This is a genomic window from Chryseobacterium gwangjuense (assembly GCF_021311115.1).
GTDB classification, from domain to species: Bacteria; Bacteroidota; Bacteroidia; order Flavobacteriales; family Weeksellaceae; genus Chryseobacterium; species Chryseobacterium gwangjuense.
Genome location: NZ_JAJTNP010000005.1, coordinates 195916 through 211318, shown reverse-complemented (window position 1 = coordinate 211318; position 15403 = coordinate 195916). Strand labels below are relative to the sequence as shown.

15 protein-coding genes are annotated in these 15403 nt (G+C 34.6%); 8 read left to right on the top strand and 7 right to left on the bottom strand.

Translation table 11 applies throughout. The features are described 5' to 3' along the window. The first annotated feature begins 3 nt into the window (after positions 1-3). The gene (locus tag LV842_RS11565; protein ID WP_262909423.1) at positions 4-1182 is read left to right on the top strand and encodes an MFS transporter; all 1179 of its coding nucleotides are present in this window, start codon (positions 4-6) and stop codon (positions 1180-1182) included. 46 nt (positions 1183-1228) lie between these two features. Here LV842_RS11565 and LV842_RS11560 read toward each other — a convergent pair whose 3' ends face one another. After that, complete coding sequence (locus LV842_RS11560; RefSeq protein WP_233111615.1) at positions 1229-2191, bottom strand: YpdA family putative bacillithiol disulfide reductase; 963 nt, start codon at positions 2189-2191, stop codon at positions 1229-1231. Positions 2192-2339: 148 nt separating this feature from the next. Here LV842_RS11560 and LV842_RS11555 point away from each other — a divergent pair, with 148 nt between their 5' ends. Further along, positions 2340-2978 (top strand): hypothetical protein, encoded by a 639-nt coding sequence (locus LV842_RS11555; protein WP_233111614.1) that lies wholly within the window; start codon positions 2340-2342, stop codon positions 2976-2978. A 52-nt stretch (positions 2979-3030) separates the two neighbouring features. Here LV842_RS11555 and LV842_RS11550 read toward each other — a convergent pair whose 3' ends face one another. The 6 genes from LV842_RS11550 to LV842_RS11525 all read right to left on the bottom strand — a co-directional run bounded on the left by LV842_RS11550 (position 3031) and on the right by LV842_RS11525 (position 9665). Continuing rightward, the gene (locus LV842_RS11550; protein ID WP_233111613.1) at positions 3031-4389 is read right to left on the bottom strand and encodes a glycosyltransferase; all 1359 of its coding nucleotides are present in this window, start codon (positions 4387-4389) and stop codon (positions 3031-3033) included. A gap of 6 nt (positions 4390-4395) precedes the next feature. Further along, positions 4396-6927, bottom strand: a complete 2532-nt coding sequence (locus tag LV842_RS11545; protein ID WP_233111612.1) for a hypothetical protein — start codon at positions 6925-6927, stop codon at positions 4396-4398. A gap of 34 nt (positions 6928-6961) precedes the next feature. Beyond that, on the bottom strand, positions 6962-7183 hold the full coding sequence (locus LV842_RS11540) for a hypothetical protein (RefSeq protein ID WP_233111611.1): 222 nt from the start codon (positions 7181-7183) through the stop codon (positions 6962-6964). Positions 7184-7250: 67 nt separating this feature from the next. Then, entirely contained in the window at positions 7251-8303 is a 1053-nt protein-coding gene (locus LV842_RS11535; protein WP_233111610.1) for a DUF6263 family protein, read from the bottom strand. A gap of 30 nt (positions 8304-8333) precedes the next feature. Next, entirely contained in the window at positions 8334-9086 is a 753-nt protein-coding gene (gene rlmB / locus LV842_RS11530; RefSeq protein ID WP_233111609.1) for a 23S rRNA (guanosine(2251)-2'-O)-methyltransferase RlmB, read from the bottom strand. Between the two features lie 105 nt (positions 9087-9191). After that, on the bottom strand, positions 9192-9665 hold the full coding sequence (locus tag LV842_RS11525) for a DinB family protein (protein WP_233111608.1): 474 nt from the start codon (positions 9663-9665) through the stop codon (positions 9192-9194). Between the two features lie 251 nt (positions 9666-9916). Between LV842_RS11525 and LV842_RS11520 the strand changes: the two genes are divergently transcribed. The 6 genes from LV842_RS11520 (at position 9917) to LV842_RS11495 (ending at position 15311) form a co-directional block, all read left to right on the top strand. Continuing rightward, entirely contained in the window at positions 9917-10921 is a 1005-nt protein-coding gene (locus LV842_RS11520) for an AAA family ATPase (RefSeq protein ID WP_233111607.1), read from the top strand. After that, positions 10921-11376 carry a GNAT family N-acetyltransferase gene (locus LV842_RS11515; protein WP_233111606.1) on the top strand — a complete coding sequence of 152 codons (456 nt, stop codon included), beginning with the start codon at positions 10921-10923 and terminating at the stop codon, positions 11374-11376. The genes LV842_RS11520 and LV842_RS11515 overlap by 1 nt, the downstream gene beginning before the upstream one ends. 64 nt (positions 11377-11440) lie before the next feature. Continuing rightward, positions 11441-12304: a DUF58 domain-containing protein gene (locus tag LV842_RS11510; protein WP_233111605.1), complete on the top strand. Its 864-nt coding sequence runs from the start codon at positions 11441-11443 to the stop codon at positions 12302-12304. Between the two features lie 118 nt (positions 12305-12422). Continuing rightward, positions 12423-13319 (top strand): BatD family protein, encoded by an 897-nt coding sequence (locus LV842_RS11505; RefSeq protein ID WP_394801214.1) that lies wholly within the window; start codon positions 12423-12425, stop codon positions 13317-13319. Then, positions 13312-14304, top strand: a complete 993-nt coding sequence (locus LV842_RS11500; RefSeq protein ID WP_233111603.1) for a VWA domain-containing protein — start codon at positions 13312-13314, stop codon at positions 14302-14304. The genes LV842_RS11505 and LV842_RS11500 overlap by 8 nt, the downstream gene beginning before the upstream one ends. Continuing rightward, positions 14304-15311, top strand: a complete 1008-nt coding sequence (locus LV842_RS11495) for a vWA domain-containing protein (RefSeq protein ID WP_233111602.1) — start codon at positions 14304-14306, stop codon at positions 15309-15311. The genes LV842_RS11500 and LV842_RS11495 overlap by 1 nt, the downstream gene beginning before the upstream one ends. Positions 15312-15403: the final 92 nt, after the last annotated feature.

The window sequence follows — 15403 nt, the reverse complement described above, 5'->3', positions numbered from 1 at the left end:
TGGATGCTTGCACTGGTAATGCTTATCAATCGTGCAGGCTCAATGGTACTTCCTTTTTTGGGAGTTTATATGACCGATCATTTGAAATTCAGTATAGAAAATACGGGAATTGTTCTCAGCTTTTTTGGAATAGGATCAGTAATAGGATCGTGGTTGGGAGGTTATATTACAGATAAAATTGGAGAATATAAGGTTCAGTACATCAGTTTGCTATTGAGCGTTCCTTTGTTTTGCTTAATTCCTATTTTCAAAACAGAAGTTGGAGTAGCAACAATTATTTTACTGCAGAGTATTGTAAGTGATGCGTTTCGTCCTGCAAACTCGGTGGCTATTACAAAATATGCAAAACCTGAAAATATTACAAGAGCATTTTCATTAAACCGAATGGCGGTTAATTTAGGGTTTTCCATAGGTCCTGCTTTAGGAGGTATTTTATCTGCTATTTCGTATGAGTTTTTATTTTTTACGAATGCTTTTGCAGCTTTGTCAGCGGGAATTCTCTATATTATATTTTTTAGAAAACGTAATAAACTTGCCAAACTGAAAGCGAAAAAGGTAAAAGAAGCAATTGAAATAAAAAAAGAAAATTCGCCGTATCGTGATGGTAAATTCCTGATTTACTGTTTCTTTTGTATGCTGTTCTCTATCTGTTTCTTTCAGTTATTCAGTACGTTAACTATATTTTATAAAGATACGGCAAAATTGAGCCAGCAGAATATCGGATATATTTTAGGTTACAGCGGCTTTTTAATTGTTTTGCTTGAAATGGGATTCGTACAAATTGCTGAAAAGTATTTTAATTTAGCTATTACAATGCTTTTAGGAACTTTTATCTGTGGATTTTCTTATGCAATGATGGCGTTTGATTATAGTATGGTTACGTTGATAATTTCAATGACGATCCTTTGTATCGGTGAAATCTGGACATTACCTTTTATGTCTACAATTACAGCGTTGAGATCCGGAGAAAATAATAAAGGCGCTTATATGGGACTGAATGGAATTTCATTTTCCATTGCATTTATCATTACTCCATATCTAGGAACCTTAATTGCCGAGAAATTCGGATTTACTACATTGTGGATCGGAACGGGAATTTTGGCGACCTTTATTGCCATCGCCTTTTATTTTATTGTTCCTTGGCTGATTAAGGATAAAAAGGATTTAGAAATTAGAGAATAAAATAAAAACAGGAAGCTATATTTTTTAGCTTCCTGTTTTATATCTTCTATTTTGAAAGAATATTTTTCATAATCATTTCTGCATGAATTCTTGAATTTTCAATAAACCAAAGATGGGTATCTTTGCCTCCGCAAACAACACCGGCAAGATACAAATTAGAAATATTGGTTTCCATGGTTTCTGCATTGTAAAGCGGATTCAGGCAATCACCTTGCAATTCTATTCCTGAATTTTTCAGGAAATTAAAATCGGGAAGATAGCCGGTCATCGCCAGAACGAAATCATTTTCTATCTCATGTATTGTTCCTTTCTCATCTTTAAAAATTACAGAATGTTCCTTAATCTCAATCATTTCGGAATTAAAAAAAGCTTTAATGCTTCCTTCTGCAATTCTGTTTTCAATATCCGGTTTTACCCAATATTTTACACTTTTAGAAATTTCGGAATGACGGACAATCATGGTAACTTCCGCTCCTTTTCTGAAGGTTTCTAATGCTGCATCTACAGCGGAATTACTTGAGCCCACAACAATAATTTTCTGTTTTGCGTAAGGATATGGTTCTGTATAATAATGTTTTACTTTTGGTAAACCTTCTCCTGGAATATTCATCAGATTGGGGATGTCATAAAATCCGGTTGAGATGATCACATGTTTAGCACGATATTCTCCTTTTGAAGTTGTAATTGTGAAGATTTCATTTTCTTTGGAAACTTTTTCAACCTTTTCATATAGATTGATGTTCATATTTCGCTGTCTTGCAATTCCTTGGTAGTATTCTAACGCTTCTTGTCTTCCGGGTTTTGGAGCGGTTGAAATAAAAGGAATAGTATCAATTTCCAGCTTTTCGGCAGTTGAGAAAAAACGCATATATAAAGGATAATTGTACAAAGAGTTGACAATAGTTCCTTTTTCAATAATTAAATAGGTAAGATTATTTTTTTGAGCCTCCAGTGCACAATTCAATCCGATTGGTCCACCTCCGATAATAAGAATATCCAAAATTTCCATGTAACAAAAGTACAAAAAACATGGCGCGAAGTGCTTTCAGCGATATACAAAAAAACTATAGAGGTAATCATCAATCCGTATCTCATACATTTCAACATTCAAATATGGCATTGCTTTTGGTGAATTTTTATATCAAACATTAAAAAATATGAAAAAACTAATTGTTTCATTGCTCATTCTAAGTGTGATTGCCTGTAAGAAAAATCCTGAAAAATTTATCAATGATAAAACAGATTCTACCAGTCAGGTAAAAACTGACGATACAAGTGTGAGCCCGATTGAGATCAGTAAAGATAAAGCTTTACAACAGCTCAATGAAGAAATTGTTCAGGCTTTAAAGGATAAAAATTATAAAAAAATGGCTGAGTTTATTCATCCGGAAAAAGGAGTGCGCTTTTCAATGTACGCATTTGTAAATCCTAAAGAAGATAAAAGCTTTTCAAAAACCGATTTTACAAAATATGAACCGACTAAAACCATTTTCACATGGGGAACAATGGATGGTTCTGGAGATGTGTATAAAGCAACCATTAATGATTATCTTACCAAATGGGTGTATTCAAAAGATTTTGCGACAGGGCAAGTCGCTTTTAATGAATTTTTAGGTAAAGGTAATTCGTTAAATAATTTAAAGGAGATGTATCCAAATACTGATTTTACAGAAAACTATATCAAAGGCTCGGAAGCCAATGCTGAAATGGATTGGAAAAGCCTTCGTTTGGTTTTTGAAGAGCTTCAGGGGAAGTATTATCTGGTTGCGGTAGTGAATGACCAATGGACAATATAAAAATGATAACGCAAAGATTTAATCTGTATAAATCTTTGCGTTATAAATATTCTTAGTCTAGTATTTCAGCTAATTTTTTGGTCAGGTTCTTTCTTGAGAACTGCTCAATATTTTGAGTGTTTTCAGAAAGATTTCCGTTTTTCCACAGTTCAAACTTTTCTAAAATAAAGTCTTTGATACTTTCCGAATCATTATAGCTAAAATGTTTTCCTGCTTGGGTTTCATCCAAAATTTTTGAAACATCTGCATCATTCGGTCCAAACGAAATAATTTGTTTTCCTGTCGCTAGATATTCGAAAATCTTTCCGGGAATAATTCCTTTAGATGATTCGTTAGGAAAGTTCGTGATTAATAAAAGCGATGAATTCGCCATTTCCTCAATGGCTTTGTCATGAGACAGATAACCTAGGTTTGAAATGTGTTTTTTTAAACCGGAATTTTCAATTTCATGTAAGATTTTATCATCAACTCTTCCTGCAAATTTTAAACTAAAGTTTTCAGCAAAATCTGAGTTAGTTTTTACCAGATTATCAAGAGCTTTCCAAAGATTTTCAGGGTTTCTCAATTGTTCTAAAACACCGATGTAGCTTAATGTGAATTTGGTTGTATTGTTAAGTTGTTGAGTTGTTAAGTTGTTGAGTTGTTGAGTTGTTGAATTTTCAATAGACGATTGAACATCTTCACGATTTAACGACTTCACGTTTAATTCAACATCAAATCCATTGGTAATACAAACCGAATTAGCTCCGTTTTTCCTGAAGTTCTCAGCGTCGGTATAGCTTGTAGCCAGAGTAATATCAGCAGTTTTGAAAACATCACTTTCTAGCTGTCGATGTTTTTTATCTGAACTTTGGGTTAATTTTAAATGTTTATAATAAGAAATCTCAGTCCAAGGATCACGGAAATCGGCAATCCATTTTAAATGCGGAAGCTTTTTCTTTAGATCTAAACCTATCAGATGCAAAGAATGTGGTGGCCCTGAAGTGACAACTACATCAATTTTATTTTCTTTTAAATACTGTTCAAGAAATTGTACTGAAGGTTTTACCCAAAAAACTCGCGCATCGGGAATGAAAAAATTTCCTCTTACCCAAATGGAAAGTTTTGATTTCCAACTTTGGTTTTTACCCACATCAAACTGTCCGGCTTTGAATTTTTTATTGCTTTTATTCAATTTTTCCGCCAGTTGATAAGGTTCCCAGATCTTTGTCTTTACAATTTCAATATTCTCAGGAACATCTTTTAACAAGCTTTCATCCAGTAAAGGATAACTCGGATTTTCCGGAGTATAAATGATGGGCTTCCATCCGAAATCGGGTAAATATTTTGCAAACTTCAGCCACCTTTGAACACCAGGACCTCCCGCAGGAGGCCAGTAATAGGTGATGATCAATATTTTTTTCTGTTCCATTAAAGCTTAAACAGTTTCAATAATTTCTTTCTTCTTTTTATTCATCATGAAAATTCCAAGTCCGCTTAAGACAATGAATAGACCGAAACAAAGAAGCGAGATCCATTTTCCTTTTTCAATAACTTCCGGTTCAAAGATCATTCTTATATTATGATTTCCTGCAGGAACGTGAACCGCACGAAGCAAATAATCCGCTTTGATATAAGGAACTTCTTTTTCATCTACGAACATTTTCCATCCATGAGGATAATAAATTTCTGAGAAAACTGCTAACTGAGGAGTTCTTGATTTTGATTTAAATTCAAGTTCGTTCGGCTGGTATCCTGTTAAACTGATTGTTGCTGTAGAATCTGCCTGAACAGGTTTATTATTAAAATATTCCTTATCAGAAGATGCGATTACCGCTGTTTTTTTATTATTGATAACTCCGATAGATTTGATCTCTTCATTCGGAGTATTTACAAATTTTAAATCACTTACAAACCATGCATTTCCGTTTGCTGTAGGATTTGGAATTGCCTGAGGTTGTTCAGGATTTCCTCCTACCCAATATTTAGCATTCAACAGGTTCAGAATATTCGGAACTTTTACAGAATCCATTACCTGGAAATACTCGTTGATTACATCATCATATCTTCTCAGTTTCACGGCGTGGTAACCTCCGATTGAAGATTTGAAATAAGAGGTGTTTGTTTCGCTGAATGTTCCTAAAATATTATTGAAAATTCTGTAATGTGTTTTATCTTTTTCTGCAATGGTCTCTAATGTTTTGTTGACATTTACATTGGCAATAATCGATTCTAAGTTAGGATTTCCCTGAACCTTTTCAGCTAGAAGATCTGAACTTTCGGTTTGGAAAGGGTTTTCAGCAAAGATCTTGTCTACATAATTTTCGTCATTTAAATAACGCTTGTTGACAGACCAAAGATCAAATAAACTTACGGCTCCTATAATGATTAAAACAATATTTTGATTTAATTTTTTCTTTAAACTTAAGAACAGGGCAATAACGGTAATTGCAATATAGATAAATGCTTTAATAGCGTCTATTTTAAATAGTTTAAAACGTTCATCAGTTAAATAATCCAATAAGAAAGGAGGTAAATAAGCCTGTTCGTTTTCTGTATGGAATCCTAGTAGGGATTTACCGAAAATAAGCAGAATTAAGATCAATCCTAAAGTTCCTCCACCTACATAAGTAAGAATCTTTTGTTTGTATTCTTCTGTAAGCTTTTCATCTGTAAAGAATTGGTACAATCCGATAATGGCAATTAATGGGAATAACAATTCAACCACCACCAAAATAGAGGATGGTGCTCTGAATTTATTGTAAAACGGCACAAAGTCTATAAAGAAATCTGAAAGTGCCATAAAATTGCTTCCCCAAGCTAAGAATATGGTAAGGATTGAAGCTCCTAAAATCCAGTAACGGTATTTCTTAGAAGCGAAAAAGAATCCTAAAAGAGCTAAGAAACAAACAATAGCTCCCTGATAAGCAGGTCCGGAAGTTCCTGGTTGATCTCCCCAATAGGTAAGGCTTCCGAATCCTTTGGAAATTCTGTCGTACTCAGCCTGAGAATCTACATTTTGCTGAACCAGCTCTTGGATTTTAGCCATCATTTCTTTGCCTTCCGGTTCCTGGCTTCCACCACCCATTAATCTTGGGATGAAAAGGTTTAAGGTTTCCAGTTTTCCATAGCTCCACATTAGCATACTTTCCTTATCCATTCCGGAATTTCCTCCGGTATGACTGTCATTCGTTAAAATTTGTTTTCCACGAACAGTTTCTTTGATGTATTCTGAGTTGGCCATGATTCTTTGAGAATTCATACCAACACCGATTAGACAAGATGCGGCAACGATTCCTGAAGAGATCAGAAAATGTTTAACTTCAGTTTTCTTCTGAATAACTCTTATTAATTCTGAGATAAACAAGAAACCTAGGGCTATGAATAAATAATAGGTCATCTGAGGGTGGTTTGCCGCAATCTGAAGCCCCATGAAAAGGGTAGTGACAATGAATCCCCAAATGTATTGTTTTCGGATATAAACGAGTAAGATTCCGGCTAAAAGCGGTGCAAAATACTCAATGGTATTGATTTTACCGTTGTGTCCTGCCGCAATAGCTATGTAAAAGTAGGTTGAAAGTCCGAAAAAAGTAGCCCCCAAAAGAGCATATTTCCAGTTTCTGACGGCCACCATTCCTAAAAGGAAAAATCCTGAAAAAAGAAGAAAAAGATAATTAACAGGTCGTGGAAGAATGTTCAGATAGCTATCAACTTTCTTAATGATATCGCCATTAAATCTACTCCCCATTTGGTAAGTAGGCATTCCTCCGAACATGGAATCACTCCAATAGGTTTCATTTCCTGTGTCAGCTCTATAATCCAAAAGCTCTTTTGCGCCTCCTCTGTATTGCACAATATCATGCTGAAAAAGCTGTTTTCCCGTAAATACAGGAGTGGAGTATAAAAATGCTAAAACTATAAAGACAACTAATGAAATTGCAATATAAATTAAGTTTTTATTTTTCGCCATGTTGATGGTTATTATCTTTTATTTTTCGGAATTATTACTTTTTATTTTCCTTTACTTCTTCAAAATCTACGGTTTCTGCATCCCACTTTAGATTTTGCTTTCCTTTATTTGAACTATGAATGTCCTGCTTGTTGTTTGAGTTATTATTGTTATTAAACCTATAACTGTAAAATGTCTTAAAGAAAATTCTTTTCAGAATATTCCAGACAAAGAAAATAATAATAGCAGTAAGTACTAATTCAAGAATGTACTTCATAATTTTTTGATTTTTAAAGTTTAAACATCATGAGTAAACAATCAGTTATTCCCAAACTTCTTTTTTCTTATTTAGCAGAAGGATTTACCATTACAGAAGAGTTTGAAATACTTTTCATAGACTGAGACTGTTTTCCGTCGGAAATGGTTTCAATCTGTGATGTTTTTACGTTGATGTTCTGATTGGTAATCCACCCTGTATTTTGATCAAACTTAATTGTTCCGTTCTGAACCAACTCGCTGCTCATACTATGAGTAATAGGACCTTGAGCCTGCTTTTCCGTTTTTTTAGGAATTCCTCCTGTGATGGAAACTTCCACGATGCCATTCCCTGCGCTTTTTAACGTGTAATTAGACGTTACTTTTACTTTACCGCTTGGATCTGCATTTTCACTGTTCGCCCATTTTTCACCAATTTTTGCTCCTTTTTTAGGAATAAGACTAAGGTTTTTGGAAAGTTGGTCTTTTAAGATCTTTTCATTGAAGCTTTCTTTTAAACTCGCTACAACACTAGCTTTCTGAGTAGCATCTTTTACAATGGTTCCTACTGCATTGGCAACTTTGGTATAAATGGGTTCAAAACCTGTAATTGAAATTACATTTCCTTTGGTGTCCATTTTTACATTCAGCTTATTGCTGGTAAGAGCTTTGTTGATGGTCCACATCATTTTAAGATCTTCTTCTTTAGGAACCGGAAGTTTGGTGTCGATCACCAATGTTTTACCTTGAGCCGACTGAGAATTTCTTTTAGCCACAAGATTTAGGGTCATGTCATATACATTTCCTTTGATATCATTCACTACAAAATTCATTTCGTCAGTAGATTCGCTGGTTGCAGTGATAGACTTTCCTTGTGGGTCGGTCATCGTCTTTACATCTCTTTGGTAAGTGGTAAGCGGATACGTTTTTCCTTTTTCTAATTTAAAAGATTGTTTGAAGATTCCTAATGAATCTTTAATCGCAGGATTGGCTTCTACTTTTGCCACAGAATCTGCAGGAACTTCTACAGTAATCGTTTTACCTGTTTTTGGATCTACTTTTGTGATGGTTGCAGTTTCTTTTTTATTACAAGAAACCAATGCTATAGTTGAAATTAGCGCTAATGCTGCTACGTTTTTCATTTTCAGATTTTTTTAAGTGTTGGTTGAGAATTAATTGGCTTTCGTGAATTTCTGTCTCACGGCTTCATATAAAATCGCTCCACAAGCAACGGAAACATTCAGAGACTGTGTTTTTCCTTCAATAGGTAGCTTTATTTTGTCATCTGCATGATGAAGAACTTCTTTAGAAATTCCTGTTTCTTCATTCCCCATGACAATGGCGCATGGTTCATTGAAATTAACATCGTAAATCAGCTTCTGTGCTTTTTCGCTTGCTGCATATACGGAAATTCCACTTTGCTGAAGGAAGTCTACCACGTGAGCTAAATTAGGCTCTTTGCAGATTTTTACGTTATAAAGCGCTCCTGCAGAAGTTTTTATCGCATCAGAATTAATCGGGGCAGCTCCTTTTTCAGGAATAATAACCGCGTCAACTCCCACACACTCTGCAGTTCTGCAAATAGCTCCGAAATTTCTGACATCTGTTAAACGATCCAAAATCAATAAAAACGGAGTTTTTCCTTCTTCAAATAACTGAGGAACAATATCTTCGATTTTATGGAACGGAACATCCGAAATAAAAGCGACAACACCTTGGTGGTTTTTTCTTGTAAAACGGTTTAGTTTTTCAACCGGAACGTAGTTGGGACGGATTTTATTTTTAGCTAAAATTGCTTTTAATTCAGCATAAATGGGTCCTTGTAATGCATTCTGCACAAAAACCTTGTCAATCGTTTTTCCCGCTTCAATTGCTTCAATTACGGGACGTAGCCCGAAAATAAAATCGTCTTTTTTATCTGTCATTTTGATAATTTAAATATTGAAATGTTAATGGTCAATTGTACTTCGTAAGTCAAAGTTGTAGTGCTAAAAATACAATTGACTTATGTAGCAAAATTAATTTTTTAACTATCTTCCTTTTTCTCCTAAAATTGCTCTTTTTTGTGCCATTACATAGCCATAATGCAAGGTTTCGTGCATATTGTTAAAAATGATGGCATCCTGAATGCTTTTTAAATCCATTCCAAAACTTGTGGTGTAAGGTGTGTAATCTGAAAAGAAATCACTGTCGTAATCTTTCATCAAAATCTTTGAAGTTTCGGTCAATAAAAACTCCAAATCTTCTACTTCTGATTTTTGTACATCAAGGTTCGGTAATGTTCCTTTTTTGTAGGTTTCAATCCAGTATTTATCTATTCTAAAAGGGTTTCCGCTTAAGTAATAATGCAAAAGCTGCTGTGTAGCAACGGTATGTGCAATGTTCCAATAGATGTTATTGTTGAAACCATCAGGAATAAGCAAAAGGTCTTCGTGAGAAGTGTTTTGTAGAATTTCTAAAAGGTTTTTTCTTACTTGTCTGTGAGCTTGAAAATGATAATTCATTTTGCAAAAATTTTAATCACCAAAAATAGTTTAATAAACTGGAAATGACAATTTTTGAACGGTAGATTGAAGCAAAATTTATATATTTTTATGAAAAAACAGAATAATTGTATTGAGTTTTAAGGTTTCAACTATTTTGGATCTCGCATCGGTGCTGGAATATTTAACAAACTTTAACTCAAATATGGCATCTGTTGTGTTGATTAATGCAAGTATTTATTAGAAATTTACCAATTATTTTAAATTAAGTTATGTCAGATACATATCAAGCAGAAGATATCCGCCAATTGACGGAAAAAGTAAAAGAAAAAAACTACTTATTTTCTCTTCTGAGACAGGAAATCAGCAAAGTGATTATCGGCCAGGAATATATGATAGACCGTCTTTTAGTCGGGCTTCTGGGGAATGGTCACGTTCTTTTGGAAGGAGTTCCGGGCTTGGCAAAAACATTGGCGATAAAAACATTGGCAGATGCTGTTCACGGTGATTTTTCAAGAATTCAGTTTACCCCGGATTTGTTGCCTGCGGATGTTGTCGGAACCATGATTTATAATGTTAAAGACAACGATTTTTCAATAAAAAGAGGTCCTGTATTTGCAAATTTTGTATTAGCGGATGAGATCAACCGTGCGCCGGCTAAAGTACAATCGGCTTTGTTGGAAGTAATGCAGGAAAAGCAGGTGACCATTGGTGATGAAACCATGAAACTTCCAAAACCTTTCCTGGTATTGGCAACGCAGAACCCGATTGATCAGGAAGGTACCTATCTTTTACCGGAGGCTCAAAGCGACCGTTTCATGCTGAAATGTACCATTGATTATCCGAAATTTGAAGATGAAAGAACCGTTATGAGAATGGTTTCAACAGCACATCAACCTACAGTAAAGCCTGTGATTTCCTTACAAGATATTTTGGATGCTAAAGAACTCATCAATCAGATTTATCTTGACGAAAAGATTGAAAAATATATTCTGGATATGGTTTTTGCGACCCGTTTTCCTGAAAATTACGGTCTTTCGGAACTTAAAAATTATATTGGTTTCGGAGCTTCACCGAGAGCATCTATCAACCTTGCGATTGCTTCCAGAGCATATGCATTCTTAAAAGGAAGAGCGTTTGTGATTCCTGAAGATGTAAAAGAGTTGGCAAAAGATGTATTGAGACATAGAATTGGTTTAACCTTTGAAGCAGAAGCGGAAGAGATCTCAACAGAAGAAATTATCAATAGAATTTTAGCGAAAATTCAGGCTCCATAATGAGTGAAGTAATGATTAGAAAAGCAGTTCAGGAAGATTGTGCTCCCATGTTGGAGTTGATTAAAGAATTGGCTGATTATGAAAAAGCTTTGCATGAAGTTACTTTAACTTTAGAGCAATTTATTGAAGATGGATTCGGGAATTCACCTGTTTGGGGAGCTTTTGTGGCTGAATTTGAAGGAAGAATTGTTGGAATCTCATTGTATTATGACAGATATTCGACCTGGAAAGGCAGAAGATTGTATCTGGAAGATTTGGTAGTAACAGAAAAATTGAGAGGCAAGCAAATCGGAAAGAAATTATTTGAAGCAACCATGGAACACGGAAAATCTAAGCAATACAGTGGAATGGTCTTCCAGGTGCTAAACTGGAACGAACCGGCGATTAATTTCTATAAAAAATACAGTCCGAAATTTGATGATGAATGGTTTAATGTTTCAATAGAATTTAAATAGATTGAAAATGGATGAGTTGTGAATTTTTAAAGCTCAATCTTAGTTTCAACCTTAAAAATAATTTATGCAGATAAAAGATATTGTTAAAAAAGTCAAGCAAATAGAAATCCGTACTCGTAAGAAGACGGAAGCTACTTTGATGGGGCAATATCACAGCGCTTTTAAAGGACAGGGAATGACTTTCTCAGAGGTTCGTCCGTATCAGTTTGGTGACGAAATCCGTAGAATCGACTGGAATAAAACGGCACGTTTCCGCGAGCCGTTCGTGAAAGTAATGGAAGAGGAAAGGGAATTGACGATGATGTTGCTGGTAGATATTTCCGCTTCGATGGACTATGGGACAAAAACTCAGCTGAAAAGAGAATATGTTGCTGAAATTGCGGCAAGCTTAGGCTTTTCAGCGGCCGGGAATAATGATAAAGTAGGTTTGATTTTATTTGCCGATAAAGTATATAAAGTAATTCCGCCACAAAAAGGAAGAAAGCATATTCTTTCGATTATCAGTAATATTCTGACGGCAGATTACATTCCTGCTATCTCAAAAATTGATAAAGCGATGGAATATATGATGGGGATTTTTAAAAGAAAATCTCTGGTATTTCTTTTTTCGGACTTTGAAGATGAATATGATTCTAAAATGCTGAGAGTGGCTTCAAAAAAACATCAGCTGTTGGGAATGAGGATTTTTGATGAAAAAGACAATGAAATTCCGGACGTTGGATACACTTTATTGTATGATGCTGAAACAGGAAAGCAAGTTTGGGCAAATACTTCAAGTGCAAGATGGAGATATACTTTTGCAGAAGCTCAGAAACAGAAGCTGAGAGCTTTGGAAGAAGATTTTGCCAATAGTTCGGCAAGTTTTATGAATATTAATACAGGTTCGGATTACTCAAAATTATTGTATAACTATTTTCAGAAAAAATAAAAATAAACGTTCTTTTGTCATTCTGAATGTAGTGTAAGCGAAATGAAGAATCTATTGTTTTGTTACAGATTCTTCTTTCGTCAGAATGATAAACTGAGGTTAAAATTTAATGATAAAATTGAAAAAACTACTATTTATATTTTGCTTTTTGATCTGTGCAACCGCTTTTTCACAGATACTTTCTTCCAGTATTGAGAAGAAAACCATTGCTTTGGGAGAAGTGAATCATATTGTTATTACCATTAATAATTTACGTAATGAAAAGGTTTCTGCTGCTGCAGAAAATGAATTGCTGCCTTTCCATTTTGAAGAAATAAAAGACAGTATCGCACAAAATCCTGATATCTATTATAGAAGAATTGAATTTGCGGTGTATGAAGAAGGAAAGTTTACGATTCCTGAACTGGAGTTTAAAGTAGGCGGGAAGGTTTTAAAAACAATTCCTTATGAGCTTGATGTCATTAACACAGCCCAAAAAGGCGATCAGATTAATGATATTATGAACAATAAGGAGGTGAAGCTGGAAGTAAAAGATTACTGGGAGCTCTATAAATGGTATATTTTAGCCGCCTTATCGGTGATTGCCTTAATTATTGCGATCATCATGTTTGTTAAATGGGGCAGGAAAGCTAAAAATTCACCTGTAGTTGCAACGAATCAGACTTTAAAGGAACTGGATTCCCTGAAAAAGAAAAAATATGTGGAAAGTGGAGATTATCGTTCGTTTTATGTTGAATTAATCGATATTTCCAGAAAATTTATTTCCAGACAGTATCATTTGCCGGCAGATGTTTTGTTAACGGATGATTTAATTGATTTGATGAAAAAAAATAATACCATTTCTCAGGAAAACGAAAAAGTAGTGGAAGAGGTCTTCTTACGTGGAGATTTGGTGAAATTTGCCAAAACGTTTCCGGATCAAGAGGCTATGGAAAAAGATTTTACGGACATCAAAGAGTTTGTAAAAAGATCATCAAAAGATTTGGAATTTGAAAACTTGAGAAAGGATGCTTGATTTTGAATTGTATAGTCCGTGGTTTTTGCTTCTTTTTTTACTGTTTATTCCTCTTTTGTTTAAAGACTTCAGTAAGCAGAAAAGAAAAGGAATTAAAGTTCCTACGGTTAAAAATATGGGCAGCAACAGTGGTATTCTGCCGGTTCTCTTTTTGCTGAAAATATCAAAGTATATTATTCTTTCGGCTTTGATTATTGCCATGGCAAGACCCAGAAGTTTTACCATTTCTCAGGACAGAGACGATACAAAAGGAATAGATATTATGCTTTCTGTGGATGTTTCATTGAGTATGTTGGCAAAAGATTTAACACCGGATCGTTTAACGGCTTTAAAGGATATTGCAGTTAAATTCGTTCAAAAACGCCCGAACGATAGAATTGGTTTGGTTGCGTATTCCGGAGAAGCTTTTACAAAAGTTCCTGTAACTTCTGATCATCAGGTTGTTATTGACGAGCTGAAAAATTTAAATCCGATGGAGCTTCAACCGGGAACTGCGATTGGAGAAGGATTGTCTGTAGCGGTGAATCACCTTAAAAATAGCAAGGCAAAGAGTAAGATCATTATTTTAATGACAGATGGAGTAAATACCATTGAAAATGCGATGCCGCCTCAAATTGCTGCCGAACTGGCTAAAAATAATAATATAAAAGTATATTCTATCGGGATCGGAACCAATGGCTATGCTTTAATGCCTACACAAACGGATATTTTTGGAGATTTGGTTTTTACGGAAACGGAAGTTAAGATTGATGAGCCTGTATTGAGAGATGTTGCACAGATGACAGGAGGTAAATATTTCAGAGCAACCTCAAACAGCAGTCTGGAAGAAGTATATGATGAGATTAATCAACTGGAGAAATCAGACATCAAGGTTTCCAAATTATACAACTACGAAGAATACTTTAAAATTTTTCTTTGGATTGCATTAGGAATGCTTGTTTTTGATGCTCTGTTGAGATGGGTGTTTTATAAATTTTTAAGCTGATGGATTGGTATTTAGGAAATTACTGGTATTTGTTGTTGCTGTTACTTTTACCGTTTCTGGCAGTATTGCTGATCCGTTTTTTTAAATGGAAAAAGAAAAGGAGAGAGGCATTTGCAGAACATCAGTTCCATGAACAATTATTTGAAAAAAGTTCGGGGTTTACAAAATTTTTCCCTGCATTATATCTTTTGGGAACTTTGTTTCTGATCTTTTCCATTATAGATCTTCTGAGTGGTTCGAATGAAGTTCAGACCAAACAAAAGCTCAATAATGTGATTTTTATGCTGGATGTTTCTAATTCAATGAATGTGGAAGATGTTGAGCCGAATCGTTTAATGGAGGCTAAAAATGTGATGATAAACACGATGCAGAAAATGAAAAGTGATAAAGTAGGAGTGGTGATCTTTGCCGGTGAAGCAACTTCTATTATGCCTTTGACGACGGATTATTCTTCTGCGGAAACTTATATTAACGGGATTGAAACAAGTTCTGTGCAGATTCAGGGAACGGACTTTTTAAAAGCGATGGAAGTGGCTGCAGAAAAGTTTAAGAATGTAAATAAAGGAGCCAGAAAAGTGGTTTTGCTAAGTGATGGAGAAGATAATGAAGGAAATGATGCCGCAGCAATACGATTGGCAAACAAAGAAGGAATTGTGGTAACGACTGTAGGAATCGGGACAGAAGAAGGAGCTCCTATTCCTGAATACTCTTATGGACAGTTAATGGGATATAAATCTGATGCGAACGGAGAAACGGTAATCTCTAAACGACAAACAGAAGCGTTGCATAAAATAGCAGAATCAACAGGAGGAGATTATATCGACGGAAATAATATCAATGAAACTCCGGATAAGATACTTGATATTTTGAGTAAAAAATCTTTCTCTTCAGAGACAACGGTGAAATCACAAAATGCTAATCATTATTATCAGTATTTCTTGGTTTTTTCAATTTTATTTTTCTTTTTGATTTATATATTTAATCCTAAAAGAGATTTTAATGTTTAATTTTCTTTATTGTGTCTCAGGATTTTAAAACATACTTTAACCGAATTTTAACAAATTTGAATCTGTTTATTAACATATAAAGGAATAATTTT